The organism is Burkholderia sp. Z1, from assembly GCF_014893795.1.
Taxonomy (GTDB): Bacteria; Pseudomonadota; Gammaproteobacteria; order Burkholderiales; family Burkholderiaceae; genus Burkholderia; species Burkholderia theae.
The window spans coordinates 1,468,255-1,485,746 of record NZ_JACFYL010000002.1 but is presented as its reverse complement, the minus strand read 5'-3'; the positions used below and the strand labels follow the sequence as shown (position 1 = coordinate 1,485,746).

19 protein-coding genes and 1 pseudogene are annotated in these 17,492 nt (G+C 66.3%); 8 read left to right on the top strand and 12 right to left on the bottom strand.

Going from position 1 to position 17,492, the window contains the following annotated elements:
- The first annotated feature begins 165 nt into the window (after nt 1-165).
- From H3H55_RS23715 to H3H55_RS23705, 3 genes are all read left to right on the top strand, one after another.
- On the top strand, nt 166-2,094 hold the full coding sequence (locus tag H3H55_RS23715; RefSeq protein ID WP_193100443.1) for a TonB-dependent receptor domain-containing protein: 1,929 nt from the start codon (nt 166-168) through the stop codon (nt 2,092-2,094).
- A 129-nt stretch (nt 2,095-2,223) separates the two neighbouring features.
- Nucleotides 2,224-2,796 carry a TetR/AcrR family transcriptional regulator gene (locus tag H3H55_RS23710; RefSeq protein ID WP_129514983.1) on the top strand — a complete coding sequence of 191 codons (573 nt, stop codon included), beginning with the start codon at nt 2,224-2,226 and terminating at the stop codon, nt 2,794-2,796.
- Nucleotides 2,797-2,818: 22 nt separating this feature from the next.
- On the top strand, nt 2,819-3,856 hold the full coding sequence (locus H3H55_RS23705; RefSeq protein ID WP_193100442.1) for an alpha/beta hydrolase: 1,038 nt from the start codon (nt 2,819-2,821) through the stop codon (nt 3,854-3,856).
- Here H3H55_RS23705 and H3H55_RS23700 read toward each other — a convergent pair.
- Nucleotides 3,853-4,485, bottom strand: a complete 633-nt coding sequence (locus H3H55_RS23700; protein ID WP_129514985.1) for a LysE family translocator — start codon at nt 4,483-4,485, stop codon at nt 3,853-3,855. The genes H3H55_RS23705 and H3H55_RS23700 overlap by 4 nt on opposite strands.
- A 116-nt stretch (nt 4,486-4,601) precedes the next feature.
- On the opposite strand from H3H55_RS23700, the gene H3H55_RS23695 reads away from it, so the two are divergent.
- Both H3H55_RS23695 and H3H55_RS23690 read left to right on the top strand, forming a co-directional pair.
- Complete coding sequence (locus H3H55_RS23695; protein WP_129514986.1) at nt 4,602-5,063, top strand: Lrp/AsnC family transcriptional regulator; 462 nt, start codon at nt 4,602-4,604, stop codon at nt 5,061-5,063.
- 223 nt (nt 5,064-5,286) lie between these two features.
- A complete protein-coding gene (locus H3H55_RS23690) occupies nt 5,287-5,967 on the top strand; it encodes a DUF4410 domain-containing protein (RefSeq protein ID WP_193100441.1) in 681 nt (226 codons plus the stop codon).
- 114 nt (nt 5,968-6,081) lie between these two features.
- On the opposite strand, the gene H3H55_RS23685 is transcribed toward H3H55_RS23690, so the two are convergent.
- The 6 genes and pseudogenes from H3H55_RS23685 to H3H55_RS37365 form a co-directional block, all read right to left on the bottom strand.
- A complete protein-coding gene (locus tag H3H55_RS23685) occupies nt 6,082-7,401 on the bottom strand; it encodes a collagen-like triple helix repeat-containing protein (protein ID WP_193100440.1) in 1,320 nt (439 codons plus the stop codon).
- A 260-nt stretch (nt 7,402-7,661) separates the two neighbouring features.
- Nucleotides 7,662-7,816, bottom strand: a pseudogene (locus H3H55_RS23680) (copper-binding protein); the annotation flags it as partial.
- A 1-nt stretch (nt 7,817) separates the two neighbouring features.
- Nucleotides 7,818-8,609 carry a DUF2182 domain-containing protein gene (locus H3H55_RS23675; protein WP_193100439.1) on the bottom strand — a complete coding sequence of 264 codons (792 nt, stop codon included), beginning with the start codon at nt 8,607-8,609 and terminating at the stop codon, nt 7,818-7,820.
- Nucleotides 8,606-9,250, bottom strand: a complete 645-nt coding sequence (locus H3H55_RS23670) for a DUF1326 domain-containing protein (RefSeq protein ID WP_129514990.1) — start codon at nt 9,248-9,250, stop codon at nt 8,606-8,608. Before H3H55_RS23670 ends, H3H55_RS23675 begins: the two co-directional genes overlap by 4 nt.
- Nucleotides 9,251-9,428: 178 nt before the next feature.
- Nucleotides 9,429-9,728 (bottom strand): hypothetical protein, encoded by a 300-nt coding sequence (locus H3H55_RS23665; protein WP_129514991.1) that lies wholly within the window; start codon nt 9,726-9,728, stop codon nt 9,429-9,431.
- Between the two features lie 316 nt (nt 9,729-10,044).
- Complete coding sequence (locus H3H55_RS37365) at nt 10,045-10,293, bottom strand: hypothetical protein (protein ID WP_129514992.1); 249 nt, start codon at nt 10,291-10,293, stop codon at nt 10,045-10,047.
- Nucleotides 10,294-10,431: 138 nt separating this feature from the next.
- Here H3H55_RS37365 and H3H55_RS23655 point away from each other — a divergent pair, with 138 nt between their 5' ends.
- The gene (locus tag H3H55_RS23655) at nt 10,432-10,842 is read left to right on the top strand and encodes a hypothetical protein (protein WP_129514993.1); all 411 of its coding nucleotides are present in this window, start codon (nt 10,432-10,434) and stop codon (nt 10,840-10,842) included.
- Nucleotides 10,843-10,861: 19 nt separating this feature from the next.
- Here the strand turns inward: H3H55_RS23655 and H3H55_RS23650 are convergent, their stop codons facing one another.
- The 5 genes from H3H55_RS23650 to H3H55_RS23630 all read right to left on the bottom strand — a co-directional run bounded on the left by H3H55_RS23650 (nt 10,862) and on the right by H3H55_RS23630 (nt 14,828).
- Complete coding sequence (locus H3H55_RS23650) at nt 10,862-11,389, bottom strand: transferase hexapeptide repeat family protein (protein ID WP_193100438.1); 528 nt, start codon at nt 11,387-11,389, stop codon at nt 10,862-10,864.
- A gap of 3 nt (nt 11,390-11,392) precedes the next feature.
- On the bottom strand, nt 11,393-12,337 hold the full coding sequence (locus tag H3H55_RS23645) for an electron transfer flavoprotein subunit alpha/FixB family protein (RefSeq protein WP_193100437.1): 945 nt from the start codon (nt 12,335-12,337) through the stop codon (nt 11,393-11,395).
- Between the two features lie 16 nt (nt 12,338-12,353).
- Nucleotides 12,354-13,103, bottom strand: coding sequence for an electron transfer flavoprotein subunit beta/FixA family protein (locus tag H3H55_RS23640; RefSeq protein ID WP_193100436.1), 750 nt, complete (start codon nt 13,101-13,103; stop codon nt 12,354-12,356).
- 38 nt (nt 13,104-13,141) lie between these two features.
- A complete protein-coding gene (locus H3H55_RS23635; protein WP_048251101.1) occupies nt 13,142-13,930 on the bottom strand; it encodes an SDR family NAD(P)-dependent oxidoreductase in 789 nt (262 codons plus the stop codon).
- Between the two features lie 61 nt (nt 13,931-13,991).
- Nucleotides 13,992-14,828: an alpha/beta fold hydrolase gene (locus H3H55_RS23630; protein ID WP_193100435.1), complete on the bottom strand. Its 837-nt coding sequence runs from the start codon at nt 14,826-14,828 to the stop codon at nt 13,992-13,994.
- Nucleotides 14,829-14,966: 138 nt separating this feature from the next.
- Between H3H55_RS23630 and H3H55_RS23625 the strand changes: the two genes are divergently transcribed.
- Complete coding sequence (locus tag H3H55_RS23625) at nt 14,967-15,746, top strand: SDR family oxidoreductase (RefSeq protein WP_193100434.1); 780 nt, start codon at nt 14,967-14,969, stop codon at nt 15,744-15,746.
- Between the two features lie 156 nt (nt 15,747-15,902).
- Nucleotides 15,903-17,468 (top strand): DUF1302 domain-containing protein, encoded by a 1,566-nt coding sequence (locus H3H55_RS23620; protein ID WP_193100433.1) that lies wholly within the window; start codon nt 15,903-15,905, stop codon nt 17,466-17,468.
- Nucleotides 17,469-17,492: the final 24 nt, after the last annotated feature.

The following is a 17,492-nucleotide window of genomic DNA, read 5'->3' as shown; positions in this document are numbered from 1 at the left end:
TGCGGCTTGCGCCATCGATCGCGTCGTCCGGCATGTGCCGCGCCTGCACCCGCGCCGGCCCGCCGCACCGCCCGGCCACGCCATGACCCAGGACAAAACCGGCCGGCCCTGCCCGCCCCCCGCACACGATCGCCGTACGCGCAACACGCTCACTCTCGCTGCCTCATGAACATTCGTTACCTCCTTGCCACGTCCGCCGCCACCGCGCTGCTCTCCCCGATCGCCCATGCCGCCGGCGACGCAACGCTCCCGCAGCCGTCCCAGCCCGCGGAAGGCGCTGACCTGCCGACGATCAGCGTGACCGACACGCGGCACCTGCCCGAATCGTTCGACCGGCGTTATGCGTCGACGCAGGTGCTCACGCGCGAGGATCTCGACCGGCTGTCGCCGAGCGACCCGAGCATCACGCAGGCACTCGCGACGCTGCCCGGCGTCACCGTTTCGCAGAGCGGCGGCCCCGGCTCGTCCTCGTCGGTCAGCATTCGCGGCTCGTCGGCCAGCCAGGTCGCCGTGTTCATCGACGGCATCCGGATCGGCTCGCCGACCACCGGCATCGCGCCGTGGGCCGACCTGCCGACCGAAGCGTTCGAACGCGTCGAAGTGATTTCGGGCCCGGCCGCCGCGTCGTTCGGCGCCAATGCGATGGGCGGCGTCGTACAGCTCTTCACGCGCCGTGCGTCCAACCAGCCGAACCAGACCACCGTCTCGTTCGGCGGCGGCTCGAACAAGACGTTCGACACGCAGTTCCGCACGTCGGGCACCGTGCCGTCGACGGGGCCGCTTGCCGCGCTCGGCGGCCTCACCTATTCGCTCGGGCTGCACGACTACAACACGGCCGGCATCGATGCGACGCGGCCCTTCTTCTCCGGTCACGAGGCCGGCCGCAATCCGTATCACGCACAGGATCTCGATGCGCGCCTCGGTTACGCGCGCGACAACTGGTCGATCTCGACGTTCGCGCTGTATCACCGCTCCGATCTGTCCTTCGACAACCTCGGTTATGCGAACCGCGAGCTCGATCACCAGCTGACGACCGGTGTCGCGTTCCATCTCGACATCACGCCCGACACGCAGTTCGACCAGTCCTTCGGTTATGCGAACGATCGCCAGTTCATCTACGCGAACAACCCGGCCCTCGCGACCGACCAGATCAATTCGCAGCGCTTCAGCATCTCGACGTCGCTGACGCATCAGGAGCACGGGTTCCGCCTGTTCGGCCTGCCGCTGTCAGGCGAGTCGAAGCTGGCCTACGACTTCACGCGCGAACAGGCGTTCCTGCCGATCGACATTCCCGGCGGCGTGCCGACGCGCAACGACTCCGCGTTCTCGCTGCATCAGTCGGCCACGCTCGGCAGCGTGACGATGTTCCTCGCGGGGCGTCACGAGATCATCGCCGGGCAATCCGTGAACACGGGCAACGCCGCGCTGTCGTGGGCGATCACGCCGGTCTATACGGCACGCGTGTCGTACGGCAATGCATTCCGCCTGCCGAGCTTCAACGACCTGTATTACCCCGGCTACGGCAATCCGAACCTCAGCCCGGAACGCAGCACGTCGGTCGAGGCCGCGATCGACGCGAACACGTCGTACGGCACGTTCACTGCCGCGCTCTACGACACGCGGGTCAACAACCTGGTCGCCTACAACCCGGCGACGTTCTCGCCGATCAACATCGGCCGCTCGCATATTCGCGGCATCGACCTGTCGTACAAGGGGACGATCGGCCGCTCGACGCCGGTGAGCCTCGCGGTCGGCATCCTGAATCCGCAGGACGAGACCAACCAGACCTGGCTCAACCGCCGGCCGCGCCAGACGGTCAACCTCAACGTCGACCACACGTGGGACGAACTGCACCTGCACGCGCTGAGCACCGGCGCGTCGCTGCTCTACGGCGGTTCGACGTTCGACGACCCGGCCAACACGCAGTATCTGCCGTCGTACCTGACGGTGAGCCTGCGCGCGTCGTACCGGATCAATTCGCACCTGACGGTGTCGGCATCGCTGTCGAACCTGTTCGACCGGCAGTACATGACCGCGTACGGCTACAACACGCTCGGACGCACCGCGTTCGGCAAGGTCAGCTACACGTTCTGACCGCCCCGTGCATCGGCGCCTGTGTCGCGGGCGCCGATGCGTATCGATGCAACCGGCGCGCGCGGGAAATTGACATCGCCGCAAAAACTAATAGAATTAGTTTTTTGACTAACCTGCATAGCATCCGTCATGGCGCGTGCCGGCATTACCGTAGACAGGCTCGTCGAAGCCGGCGCGCAGCTCGCCGATGAAACCAGCTTCGAGCAGCTCACCGGCGCGGCGCTCGCGCGGCACTTCGACGTCAAGCTGGCCAGCCTGTACTCGCATATCCCGAGTTTCGACGATCTCAAGAGCCGGATCGCGCTGTTCGCGCTGAAGGAGCTCGCCGAGCGCGCGACCGACGCATTGGCCGGCCGCACCGGCAAGGACGCGCTGGCCGCGCTCGCGAACGTCTATCGCGACTATGCGCGCGCGCACCCCGGCCGCTTTGCGGCCGCGCGCCATCCGGTGAGCGCCGAGCGCGCCGCCGAAAGCGCGGGCGGCCGGCTCGTCAGGATGACCTCGGCGGTGCTGCGCAGCTACGACATTCCGGAAACCGAACAGGCTCATGCGATCCGCCTGCTGGGCGGCTTCTTCATGGGCTACGTGACGCTCGAAAGTGCGGGCGGTTTCTCGCACAGCGCGCCGGATTCCGACGCGTCGTGGTCGCGCAGTCTCGATGCGCTGGACGTGATGCTGCGCCACTGGCCTTCGGCCGCATGACACGCCGAACGGAAATCCCGCGATGAAAGACAAACCTGACGGCGTCGTCCTGCCGAGCCGTGTCGTTCCCTTCCCGACCTCGATCAGCGACGAAGCGCGCACCGCGTTGCAACGGCTGGTCGGCGACGACGGCGTGCCGCTGAACGCGCGGCACGTGATGCCGGCGCCGGACGATGTCGACGCCTGGCTGCGCGTGAAGGCGGCCACCGATGCGCACTACGCGGCCGCCGTCGAACAGCTCGGCGGCTATCTGCGTTCGAGCGTGGCAACGATCCGGGCCGGCGACGCGGACGTGCATGTCGCGACGCCCGACGCACCGGCTTCCGACGAATGCGCGTACATCGACCTGCATGGCGGTGCGCTGATCTTCGGTGGCGGCGCGGCGTGCCGGGCCGGCGCGCGGATGCAGGCCGACCGGCTCGGCATTCGATGCTACGGCGTCGACTACCGCCTGCCGCCCGAGCATCCGTACCCGGCCGCGCTCGACGATTGCATCGTGGCGTATGCGTATGTGCTGGAGCGCTACGCACCGGAAAACATCGTCATCGGCGGCCGCTCGGCAGGCGGCAACCTCGCCGCCGCGATGGTGCTGCGCGCCCGCGACGAAGGCTTGCCGCTGCCGGCCGCGCTGGTGCTGCTGTCGCCGGAAGCCGACCTGACGGAATCCGGCGACAGCTTCGAAACCAACCGGCTCGTCGACGTCGTGTTGCCGGCGTCGCTGATGCCGAACAACCTGCTCTACGCGAACGGCGCCGATCTCGCACATCCGTATCTGTCGCCGCTGTTCGGCGATTTCGCCGCCGGTTTTCCGCCGACGTTCATCCAGAGCGGCACGCGCGACCTGTTCCTGTCGAACGCCGTGCGCCTGCACCGCGCATTACGGCGCGCGCAGGTGCCGACCGAGCTTCACGTGTTCGAAGGGATGCCGCATGGCGGGTTCATGGGCGCGCCGGAGGACATGGAACTGAGCCAGGAGATCGCGCGTTTCGTGCGTGCGCATTTGCAGGCGTTGAATGCCGCCGAAGGCGTTCGTTCGAACGGCGCCCCGCTGCAAGACTAGACCAGGCCGCGCACGCCCGCGACCAGCTGGAACGCGCCGAATGCCGCGATGACGACGGCCGACACGCGCGACAGCCCGTGCATGAACGCGAACGACATTTTCGTACGCAGCGCGGCGGTCGCGCTGCTCAGGCACAGCCACCAGGTCGCGGAACCGATGAACACGCCGGCGACCATCAACGCCACGGCCGGCCACATTGCGCCGTTCCGCGCGCCCGCCAGCGGGCCCAGCGCCGCGAAAATGCCGACGAACGACAGGATCGTCATCGGGTTCGACAGCGTGAGGCCGAACGTCGTCAGGAAGTCGCGCAGGACGGTCGTGCGCGGCAGGTCGCGTTGCATCGCCGACGCGGCCGGCGCCTGGCGCGCGATGGTCCACGCCAGCCACACGAGAAACGCGCCGCCGCCGATCTTCAGGCCGACGGTCAGCATCGGGAAGGCCGTGACGATGCCCGCGATGCCCAGCGCGCCGAGCAGCCCGTAAATCGCATCGGCACACGCGGCACCGACGCCCGTCGCGAATCCCGCCTGAAAACCGCGGCTCAGGCTGCGCTGAATGCACAACATGCCGATCGGGCCGACCGGCACCGCGATCGACAGCCCCATCATGACGGACTTGATGAACAGCATCGCCTGCTCCTTGCGACTTTCAACGGGTGGAACAGGCATCGTAGGGAAAGTCCGGTCAACGCTGAATGCGGTTTTTAAGGAAAAATGGCTGCTCCTCCTTAAAAAATCCCGCCGCGATGGATGAACTGGACTGGAAGGTACTGGCGCTGATGCAGGACAACGGCCGCATCAGCTATACGGAGCTGGCGCGCCAGGTTCACCTGTCGGTGCCGGCGGTGACCGAGCGCGTGAAGCGCCTTGAAGCGGCGGGCGTCGTCGACGGCTACACGGCCCGGATCAATCCGGCCGCGGCCGGCTATCCGGTGAGCGCGCTGATCGGCATCACGGTGCCGCAACCGGCGAAAGCGAAATTCCTCAAGTTGCTCGAGACGATTCCCGAAGTCGTCGAATGCCATCACGTGACGGGCGCGGACTCGTATGTCATGCGGTTCGTCGCCGTCAGCATGGCCCATCTCGAACAGCTGATCGAACGCATCAACCTGTACGGCGAAACGCGCACGTCGATCGTGATGTCGACACCGCTGCCGGCGCGCGGGCTGGCGCGGCCGCCGTCGAAGCTCGATGGCGGCCGCAAGTAGCCGGCCGAGGCCTCGCCGACCGGCAGGTCCTGGCCCGAACCTCATGCGACCGGTGCCGGCCGGTCACCTGAGCGAGGGTTTCAAACAGGCCCCATGGGGCGGTTAACTTTCGACGCGAGCTGCTGACCTCGTGCATCTGAACGACCCGGGCAAGCCGAGGTTGCGGGAGATGGCAAGGTTGACGCCCCCTGTTCACGGCCATAAGCTGGCCCTCGTTCCAATCGTGAAGAAGGCGCAACCCTTGAGAAAGCTCAATCAAGCAGTGTTTGCCGCGCTCGTCATCGGGTTTGCAACGAGTTTCGCGCACGCGCAGCAGCCGGCTGCGAGCAGCGCGGACGTCGCGCCGGCCACACCGGTCATGTACGTGCGGCCTTTCCAGGTCGTTCAGGAAAGCGACGGCTCGGGACGCTTGCTGTCCCGCACGCGCGCAACCATTCACGCGAGGTCGGCTAACCAGAATGCCGGTGCGTTGGCGAAGGCCATCGTCCAGCAGCTCGGCGACGCGGGCGTCACCGCCCGTTATCTCGCGCCCGGCGAACCATTGCCGAGGGTCGCGTCGGGCTGGCTGATCGGCGGCGTTTTCTATTCACGCGCCCCGAGCGGCCGCATTCAGTCGCTGCTGCAAGGCGGCTCGGGCAACGACAGCCCGAACACGGAAGTCTCGGTGACGATCACCGACGCGGCCGGGGACGCCAACGTGCCGTTTGCGGTCATCGGCGTGGCGGATGCGATCAAGGCGCAGGGCACGGTGGCGAGCTGGAATCCGTACGTCGTTGCAGCGAAATTCGTCGTCAAGAAAGTCGAGGGGACGACCTCGGTTGATTCGTTGGCGAAGGATATCGCCAATCAGATCATCGGGCACCTGGATGCGTTGCAGCAGCATGCCGCGGCACCGCCGCATTGAGGTGAAGCCAGGAGACGGCTTGCGCAAAAAGTTGACAGTCGCCATGCAACTTTTTTGAAGCCGTCTCCAAGGTCATTGGGCACCGCTGCCTGTGCGACGTTCGGCGCCGAAAGGCTATTTGCCGGCCACGCCGCCGAGCAGGCCGCCCACCAGCGACGTCACCGGCGCGAGCGGATTGCCGAGCGCGCCCAACGGATTGCCGCCTCCCGTGCCGGTCGCGGAGCCGCCGTGCACGGCCGCCGGCATACCGCCGACCACGCTCGTCACCAGGCCGGCGATCGGCACCGCGCCGTTCGCACCGCTCGGGTTCACGAGCCCGCCCACGTTGGTCACCGTATTGCCGACCGCACGGACGAGTTCACCGACACCGCTCACGACCGGCTGTGGCGACGCCGATGTCACCTTCCATCCGGCCGACGTGATTGCCCCGCCGATTTGCCCGAGCAGGCCGGCGACCGGCTGGCCGAGGCCGGTTGCGGTCCCGACCTGTTGCGTGAGCTGGCCGGCCGTCGTCACGAGCGGCGTGATCGCCGTGCTGAGCGCCTGCGTCGCCTGCTGGACCGGGCCCGACGACAGCGCCGAGCCGAGCATCGTGCCGCCCGACTTCAGACCGCCGGCCACCGTGTCGAGCAGGCCGCCGACCGGCGTCGTGAGCGGTGCCAGCGGCGACAGCGGGCCGGAGCCGAGCGCCTTCACCGTGTCGGCGAGACCGCTGACCGGATTGCTGGTCGAACCGACGATCGTCCCGAGGCCGGCGACCGTCGCGCCGACCGGGTTCGTCGTGAAACCCATCTGACCGATGCCGTTGCTCACCGCGTTCGACGTATCGCGGATGAGCGTGCCGGCGCCGGTGACCGTGTTGGCAAGCCCGGTGGTCACGCCCTTGGTTCCGCCCGGAGGGCTTGCGCCGGCGATCGTGACACCCACATCGGTGACGACCGAGCCGACCGAGCTGATGATGCCGTTCGTGCCCGGCGTTCCGCTTGTGCCGCTGCTGCTCGTGCCACTGCTGCTCGTGCCACTGCTGCTCGTGCCGCTGCTGCTCGTGCCACTGCTGCTCGTGCCACTGCTGCTCGTGCCGCTGCTGCTCGTGCCGCTACTGCTTGTGCCGCTACTGCTTGTGCCGCTGCTGCTTGTGCCACTGCTGCTCGTGCCACTGCTGCTCGTGCCACTGCTGCTCGTGCCGCTGCTGCTCGTGCCACTGCTGCTTGTGCCGCTACTGCTTGTGCCGCTGCTGCTTGTGCCGCTGCTGCCGCTCGTGCCACTGCTCCCGCTCGTGCCACTTGTACCGCCTGACGTACCGGTCGTACTCGTTCCGATGGTGTTACCGCCCGGTGTCGGCGAGGTAACGTCGTTGCCGCCGCACGCAGCCAGCGCGCACGCCGCGGCGATGGCGGCGAGCGCAACGTTCGCCTTGATGAAATGATTTTGCATGGAAGCCCCCGTAAGCTATTCAGCGCGATCATTTCAGCAAGCAGCTACCGTGCCATCTCCATCGGTGTCGTTAACAATCCTGCAATCGTGCCGCAGCGACCGTGCCGGCGGCCCTTTCCGGCACGACGCATCGCACGCGAGTCCAGCCCTGCGGTTCAATCGACGCCGGCGTCCCGGCAATCTCGCCGTAACATCGGCCCTGCGTTACGTAGCACGAATGGGAAAAACCCTGCCGCGATCGCGCATGTGCGGCATCTTCGTCACGGCCGCTTCACAAGCTTGACGATCGTAAGCGTGCCGTTGACGCTTGCGACCTGCACCCTGACCCAGTCGCCCCATGAAGCGGCGCGATCATGGCCGCATCGGCGACCTTGAACGCCATCGTCATCGGCGGCATCCCGATGTTGTCGAGTGAGTTACACGATCAACGTCACGCCAGCCCAGGCGATCAGCACGACACCCAACGCGCGGCCGATACGTTCGCCGCCGGGCAGGATTTTTTCCGCGAACACGACGAGCGACAACGCGGCAATCCAGACGACATTCATCACGCCGCCGACGAACAGCAGCGCCATCAGCAACCAGCAGCAGCCCACGCAATACATCCCGTGCCGCGCGCCGAGCAGGAAACTGCCGGCGACGCCCGGACGCCAGTGCGCGACCAGGAATCCGGCCGGTGCACGGCATTGCCGAAGGCACGCACGCTTCAGCGGCGAGAATTGATAGAGCCCGGCCAACGCCAGCACGATCGCGGACAGGACAGCGCTCTTCGACCACAGCATCATCGCGGAGATCAGCCCGGCCGGCTGCAGCAGCTTCTGAAGCAACGCCGCGCCGATCGAGAACGCGAGCCATGCGATCAGATAACCGGCCAACAGCGACACCGACGTGAACGCCGAACCCGCGCCGTCCGCACTGCGATGCCGCAGCACGCGCCGGTACAGCATCACTAGCGGCGCCGCGCTGGGCGTCATCATCGCGATCATCATCACCCACCACATCACGATCACGGTCGGCAGCGACGGATCCATGCTGCCCATGTCGTCCGCGAGCCGATGCGGAAACAGCGCGACCGTCGTCATCTCCAGCGCCGACATGCCGGTTCCCGCGCCCGTCCACAAGTAGAACCAGCAGATGCCGACGAGCGCGGCCATGCCGAGCAGCGTGATGACGCGCTCGCGCCCGAGCCAGTTGTCGAGGGGAATCATGCCGCGACGCGATGCCGGATCAGCCCGTGGTTGTTCAGGTGCAGCCGCGCGAACTGCGCATAGGTGCCGTCGAGGGTCAGCGCGATGTTGCCTTGCGAGCGCCCCTTTCCCGAGCCGATCTCGGCGATCTCGTATTCGAAGCCGTGCGGCAAGTCGATCCGCACGCGATGCTCGTCGCCCGTCACCGGGTTGCGGATCGGCTCGCCCTCGACGTCGAACACGCCGTCGACGTGAATCCGGCCGCGCCGTGCATCGACATCGACGTCAAAGTCGATCTTCGTGAAGATCGGCTCGAACGCGTGCTCGAGCGTCGACGCATACACCGAGAACATCGTCGCAAACGGATCGGTATCCTGACCGCTCATGATCTTCAGCACCGCCTCGCGCTGTGCCGGACTGGCACGTTCGTCGACGATCGGCTGGCACTTGCCCTTGCCTTCGTGGACGGGCCCCGGCCACTGAAACACGACCGCGATCCTGACACCGTCGAGCACCACGTCGCCGTAGTGGCCGCTGTCGATCGACATCGCGCCCATCGCCTCGCAATTGCCGTTGGTTGGCAACGCATTGAACTGGCAGGGGCAACCGTATGAACAATTGCAGCTGATCATTTCGGTGCCCTGAATCTCCCACGGCGTCATGACTTCACCTCGCGCTCGGTGACCTATGAATGCTTCGAATCTAGTGCACGCCACGGTGAAATCAAAGCAGGAACGAAGGCCTGTTTCGACGCATGAAAACTGTGTGCCACGGCGTCACGCAAGACGTTTCGAAGCACTCGCTTGAGGCTGCTCCGGCGACCGCCGTCTCACCCGGATCTCACACGAACAGCGACGCGACGATCGCACACCACACCGCAATCGCGCCGCACAGAAACACGCGCCGCGCGACGAACATGCGCGACTCGTCGTCGGGTGTTTTCATCGGCGATGTCGCGAGAAACGGCACGCTGGCGAGGCACGCGAAGCCAAATAGTGCTGGCAAGATCACGATGTAGTCGCCGAACCGCCAGGGCAGCGGCTCGTGCCATCCCCAGTAGCCGAGAAACAGCATGCCCAGCGAAAACATCGTCGCGGCGGCCGAACTGAGCGCGACCACCGATCCCGTCGGAAATTGCATGGGAGCCTCCGTTCGCGCCGCGTGCGCGACGCGGGATCATTATCCCGGCACGGAAGGTGAAAACACAACGACCGCCGACGGCCGCGATCCACGCGCGCGAGCCGCGCTCAACCGCGCATCCCGCTCAGGATCGCCATGATCTTCCCGGCCAACCGCAGGCTCGAATGGATCCGGAACACGGGTTCGGCGTTGACGCCGGGCATCGGCATCGAGCCATCGGTAAAGACCAGCGAATACACGTTGTTACGGATTGACAGAGTCGATTCGATCGAATCGACACATCGTGGCCGTTTCGCCGAGCACGCGCATCGCGCCGCTAACCCGGCTTCTTCGCCGACTGCACGACGGCAATCCAGCTCACCACCGCCGCCGCGACCCAGCAGCAGGTAATCATCAGGTCGAGATCCATCCAGCCCTCGAAATTCGCGCTGTTTTCGAAACTGCAGCGATGATGGCCCCTCACCCAGATGCAACCACTGATGAACTGCTGAACGTGCATGTAAACGTTGAACACGGCGAAAGCGGAGATAATCACGGCGACCCGCAGGCGTGTGCTGTTTTTCATTGGCGCTGAAGGCGTGGGATGAGTTGCTGCCGATCTTAAGCCAACGGCGATGTGCGACGCAAATCGATCCTGCAGCGGCCCGATCCACCGGCAGGCGCGACCGATGCGGGATCGCGGCGAAAACGACGGGGAACACTGATGACGAAGCAGGACACGATCGCATTGATCGTCGATCCCGACAGCGGCGAACGGATTCACGACATCGCCGCAATCGTTCGGCACACGTGGGTCGTGACGAGCCCCGTGAACGATGCCGTGGTCAAGCAGATCTGGACTGCGTCGCTGGCCCCGTCCGGGCAAGACGGCGAAAGTCGCGTCACCACCTTCCTGCGATATGGCAGCGACCGGGAAAGCTGGTGCGCGGGAATACTGGATGCCGTGGACGATCACCACAACAGCACAATGCATCGCGACGGCTATTCGATTCTGGAGGTCTACGGCACCCCACTTTCGGCGCGTCTTCGGCAAGCCGTCTCCAGCCTCGGATTTTCCGGGTTTATGTCGACGGCAACAGGATTTCGCGCCACCAGGCACGCATCCGCAGCATGACGGTTGGCCGCCGCCCCGCTCACCCGTCGATCGGCCTGATCGTCCTCAAGCAATCTGCCGCCAGCTGCTGATAAATCCGCGTGCCGTTCGCCTTCGCGTCGATCTCCGCATCGCTCAAGCGCCGCACGACGCGCCCCGGCACGCCCGCGAGCAGCACGCCGCGCGGCACGTCGTAACCGGCCTTCACGAACGCGCAGGCGGCGACGATCGTCGTCGCGCCGATCGTCGCGCCGTCCATCACGACCGCGTTCATCCCGATCATCGTGTCCGGTTCCAGCGTCGCGCCATGCACGATCGCGCCGTGGCCGATGTGGCTGTTGACACCGAGCCGGCACGTCTCGCCGATCCCGACATGCAGCACGCAGCCGTCCTGCACGTTGCTGCCTTCATCGACGACGATCGCGCCGAAGTCGCCGCGCAGGCTCGCATGCGGGCCGATGTAGCAGCGCGCGCCGATCGTCACGTCGCCGATCACGACCGCGCTCGGGTCGATATACGCGGACGGATCGACGCGCGGCCGCATCCCGTTGAATTCGAACAGCGGCATCGGTCAGAGCGCCGCGGCCGCTTCCGGCACGAGCGTGAACAGGTCGCCGACGAGGCCGTAGTCGGCCACGCTGAAGATTGGCGCTTCCGGATCCTTGTTGATCGCGACGATCACCTTCGAATCCTTCATGCCGGCCAGATGCTGGATCGCACCCGAGATGCCCACCGCGATGTACAACTGCGGTGCGACGATCTTGCCGGTCTGGCCGACCTGATAGTCATTCGGTACGTAACCTGCGTCGACCGCCGCGCGCGACGCGCCGAGCGCGGCATGCAGCTTGTCGGCCAGCGGCTCCAGCACCTTCGTGTAGTTTTCGCCGCTGCCGAGGCCACGGCCGCCCGACACGACGATGCTCGCGCTGGTCAGTTCCGGACGATCCAGCTTCGTCACTTCTCGGCTCACGAATTGCGACACGCCGGCGTCGGCGGCCGCTGCGATCTTCTCGATCGCAGCGTTGCCGCCGACGGCCGCCACCGCATCGAAACCCGTCGCACGCACCGTGATGACCTTGACCGGATCGCTCGACTGCACCGTCGCGATCGCGTTGCCTGCGTAGATCGGGCGTTCGAACGTATCGGCCGCAACAACCGCCGTGATCTCTGAGATCTGTGCGACGTCCAGCTTCGCGGCGATGCGCGGCGCGACGTTTTTGCCGTAAGCGGTCGCAGGCGCAACGATATGCGAGTAATGCGCCGCGACGCTCACGACCGTCGCTTCGACGTTTTCCGCGAGGCCATTGGCCAACTGCGGCGCGTCGGCCAGCAGCACCTTCGCAACACCCGCAATCCGTGAGGCCGCCTCGGCCGCCGCCTGCACGTTGTGCCCTGCGACGAGCACGTGAACGTCGCCACCACCTGCCGCGTTGAGCGCGTGCGCCGCCGCCACCGCATTCAGCGTCGCGGCCTTGATCGACGCATCGTCGTGTTCCGCCAATACCAGAATCGTCATTTCGTTGCGTTCCCTGTTACAGCACCTTGGCTTCGGTCTTCAGCTTCCCGACCAGCGTCTGCACGTCCGGCACCTTCACGCCGGCCGCGCGCTTCGGCGGCTCGTTCACCTTGAGCACCTTCAGGCGCGGCGTCACGTCCACGCCCAGATCGTCGGGCTTCACGATTTCCAGCGGCTTCTTCTTCGCCTTCATGATGTTCGGCAACGTCACATAGCGCGGCTCGTTCAAACGCAGGTCCGTGGTCACCACGGCCGGCAGTTGAAGCGACAGCGTTTCCGCGCCGCCGTCGACTTCGCGCGCGACCAGCGCCTTGTCGTCGGCCACCGTCACCTTCGACGCAAACGTCGCTTGCGGCAGGCCGGCCAGTGCGGCCAGCATCTGGCCGGTCTGGTTCGAATCGTCGTCGATTGCCTGCTTGCCGAGAATCACGAGCGAAGGCTGTTCCTTGTCGACCAGCGCCTTCAGCACCTTCGCGACGCCGAGCGGCTCGACACTGTCATTCGATTCGACGAGGATCGCGCGATCCGCGCCGATCGCGAGCGCCGTGCGCAGCGTTTCCTGCGCCTGCGCGACGCCGACCGACACGGCGACCACCTCGGTCACGACACCGACCTCCTTCAACCGCACGGCCTCTTCCACCGCGATCTCGTCGAACGGGTTCATCGACATCTTCACGTTCGCGATGTCGACGCCGGTCCGGTCGGATTTCACGCCGACCTTCACGTTCGCGTCGACCACGCGTTTCACTGCCACGAGCACTTTCAACTGCCTGTCTCCTGTTCCGTTGCCAGCACCGCGTCGCGTCAGCGCGCGGTGTACCCGCCGTCGATCACGAGTTCCGCGCCCGTCACGTAACGACCGGCCGGCGACACGAGATACAGGATGCCGGCCGCGATGTCACGCGGGCTACCGATCTTCGCCATCGGCACGTGCGTCTGCAGATAACCGAACACGTTGTCGGGGTCCTGCCCCATCTGGCGGAACGCTTCCTCGAGCATCGGCGTGCGGATATAACCCGGATGCACCGAGTTCGCACGGATGTTCTTCGCCGCGTACAGCATCGCGTCGACCTTCGCCATCATCCGCACCGCGGCCTTCGACGCGTGATACGCGGGCACGTCGGGGCCGCCGACGATCCCGTACATCGACGACAGGTTCACGATCGACCCGCCGCCGGCCGCGTCGATGTGCGGAATCGCCGCGCGCGTGCACAGGAACACACCGTTGACGTTCACGTCCTGCACGCGCTGCCATTGCGCGAGCGTGAGCTCGTGCGTCGGTACGTTGTGCCCTTCGATGCCCGCGTTGTTCACGAGCACGTCGAGGCGTCCGAAGCGCGCGACGATCTCGCCGAACACGCGCGCCACGTCGGCCTCCTGCGTGACGTCGAGCAACCAGAACGCCGCCTGGCCGCCCTGCGCGCGGATTTCCTCGACCAGCGCTTCCGCCGGCTGCGACAGCACGTCGAGAATCGCGACGCTCGCGCCGGCCGCCGCCAGCGTGCGGGCTGTCTCCGCGCCGATGCCGCGCGCGCCGCCGGTGATCGCGGCCACCTTGCCGCGCAGGTCGAACAGTTCTTCGATGAGTTTCATGGTGTCTCCGTGTAATTGGCTGGGCCGCCCATGCCGGGGCGACCTTCAATGGCATCCGGCGTTATCGCGTATTCCGCGCCGCAAGGAAATCGAGGCATTCCCGATTGAAATAGTCGGCGTGTTCCACCATCACCCAGTGGCCGCACCGGTTCATCAGCACGAAGCGCGCGTCGCGGCAGCGTTCGAGGAACTTCAGCGCGCCGCCGACCGGATTGAAGCGGTCGTCCGTGCCCCAGAAACCGAGCACCGGGCTGCGCAGGTCGCCGAGCGCATCGGTCAGGTTCGGCACGCTCATCGTCGACAGCACTTCGGTCGGCTGCTCGACGCACACCTTCATCCGCTCGGCGACGAGCGCGTCGGTAACGATAGCCGGGTCGTGCACGAGCAACGTCAGCAGCTCGCGCATCGTGTCGTCATTCATCTGGCGATTGGTGAACAGCTTCACCATCCGCTGAATCCCTTCCATCCGGAAATAGGTCTCGCGATCCTCGACGCCGCCCGGCGCCATCATGATCAGCCCGTCCACCTCGTCCGGATAGTCGAGCGCATATTTCAGCGCGATCGCGCCGCCGAGCGAGTTGCCGAGCAGCACGGCCGGCCCGATCCCGAGCGCGGCAAGCTGCGCATGCAGCGCGCCGACGAAGAAATCGAGCGTATAGGCCACGTCGGACGGCTTGGACGACTGCCCGTAGCCGGGCAGGTCGACGACGATCGCGCGATAGCCGGCCGCCGCGAACGCCGGGACGTTGTGCTTGAAATTGCTGAAACCGCTGGCGCCCGGGCCGCTGCCGTGGATGAACACCACGGGCCGGCCCTCGCCCGCCTCGTAATGGTGCAGGCGCAGGCCGCCCGGTACGTCGGTGAAGATGCCGGCCGGCGGCGTCATGGGGATCGTCATCGCGGGTTGTCTCCTTCGTCGATCGATGGATGCGTGCCCCGATGATTGCGCCGCCGGCGCCAGCCGGCATCATCCTTTCAGACTACGAAGCCGCGCGCGCTTCTTTCTATCATCGGCCCACCGAAACGGAGGCTGACGATGAACGGATTCGACTACAGCGGCAAGACGGTGCTCGTGACGGGCGGCACCAAGGGCATCGGGCGACGCATCGCCGAACGGTTTCTCGCGGCGGGGGCACGCGTGTTCGTCTGCGGACGCAGCGCGCCCGACACGCCGCCTACGGCCGGCGGCCGCACGGCGGCAATCGTCGCGGCCGACCTGCGCGACATCGAACAGGTCGACGCGATGCTCGCGACGATCCGCGATACGGCGGGCGGCCTCGACGTGCTCGTCAACAACGCGGGCGGCTCGCCGTTCGCGCTCGCGGCCGACGCATCGCCGCGCTTCACCGAATCGATCGTGCGGCTGAACCTGATCGCGCCGCTGCAGCTCGCGCAGCGCGCGAACGCGATCATGCAGCCGCAGCCGCAAGGCGGCGTGATGCTGTTCATCGCGAGCGTCAGCGCATCGCGGCCGTCGCCCGGCACGGCCGCGTACGGCGCCGCGAAAGCGGGCCTCGTCAACGCGGTCACGTCGCTCGCGGTCGAATGGGCACCGCGCGTGCGAGTGTGCGCGATCAGCCCGAGCCTCGTGCAGACCGAATCGGCCACTGAAGGTCACTACGGCGACGACGACGCGCTCGACGCGATCCGCGCGACGATCCCCGCCGGACGGCTCGCGACGCCGGACGACGTCGCGTCCGCGTGCCTGTTCCTCGCGTCGCCCGACGCGTCGTACACGTCGGGCGCGAACCTGCGGCTCGACGGCGGCGGCGAGCGGCCGGCGTTCCTGAGCGCCGCGCAGGCGGCCGCGCGTTGATCCATGCGATGCAAGCGGTGCAGGACGAATCGTTGCCAGTCCTAGGGAAGTCATCTAGTTCATTTTGACGATTCCCTGCTACCGCGATCTCCCTACTCTGCCTCTCACGACAACACACATAGACGACCGTCGTCGATACCCCCAAGAGGAGACACCATGCATCAACGGATTTCGCGCCGTACCGACAAGCGGGCAACCGCCACGCTGTCGACGCTGGCCGCCGCGCTGCTGACATGCGCCGTTCCCAACGCGCATGCAGGCAGCACGATCGAGCTGGGCGCCGACACGACGCTGGACTATACGTTCACGCTCAGTTACGGCCTCGGCATGCGCACGCGTGCGCCGAGCGGCAATCTGCTGACGCCGGCGAACATCAACGGCGACGACGGCGATCGCAACTTCGCGAAGAACAAGCTGATCGAGAACCAGGTCAGCCTGCTCGGCGAAGTGAACCTGAAGCACGACGACTGGGGTGTGTTCGTCCGTGCCGACACGTTCTACGACCAGGCCTACCACCGTCCGAACTACAACGACGCGCCGGACACCGTGAACCACTCGGGCCAGTACAACAACTTCACGAGCGACGCACGCTACTGGTCCGGCGGCCACACGACGCTGCTCGCCGTGTATGCGTACAACACGTTCAAGATCGGTTCGACGAGCCTGAACGTGAAGGTCGGCGACCAGGTCGTCGCGTGGGGCGAAAGCCTGTTCTTCCCGAACATCGCGGGCGCGCAGGGGCCGTCCGACGCAACCAAGTCGTACATGGCCGGCGCGGAGGTGAAGGACATCCTGCTGCCGGTGCCGCAGATCTCGACGCAGTGGCAGATCACGCCGCGCCTGAGCCTGCTTGCGTACTACCAGTTCTCGTTCCAGCAGAACCGCCTGACCGCGCCGGGTTCCTACTGGAGCTATTCGGACGTCACCGGCCCCGGCGCGCAGTACATCATCGGCCCGGGCGGGATGCTGATTCCGCGCGGCGCCGACGAGAAGCCGAGCGCACGCAACCAGTGGGGGATCGGCGCGCGCTTCCGCGTGCTCGGCGACACCGAGCTCGGCCTGTACTACCTGCACTACAACGACATGAACCCGAGCGTCGTCACGTCGTTCTTCCCGACGCTCCAGTACCAGCAGACCTATTTCAACAACATCAAGCTGACGGGCGCGAGCTTCTCCACCCAGATCGGCCCGGTGAACGTCGCGGGCGAGGCATCGTACCGGCAAGGCGCATCCGTCCTCGTCAACACGCCGACGGGCGTGCAGTCGACCCGCGCGAACGTCGTGCAGACCAACCTGTCCGGCATCTACTCGATCGGACCGAGCTTCCTCGCGAACTCGCAGTCGCTGATCGGCGAACTCACGTACGTGCACGCGGGCAGCATCTCGGAGCTCGGCGGGTCGACCACGCTCGCGAACACGCGCAACGCGCTCGCGCTCGAGATCGCGTGGACGCTCAGCTACAAGAACGTGTTCAACGGCTGGGATCTCGACGTGCCGCTGACCTACACGCACGACCTGGCGGGCACGTCGCCGCTGGCCGGTGCACTCGGCTCGCTGACGGGCCAGGGCGACCACCGCGTGACGGCCGGCGTGACCTTCACGCGTTTGAGCAACCTGTCGCTGTCGCTCGTCTACGCAAAGTTCCTCGGATCGCCGAACCCGGTCACGCGCCCGCTCTCGGACCGCGACTACGTGCTGGCCACGGCGACCTACCACTTCTGAGCGGCCCGGCCGCTCGTCACTCAG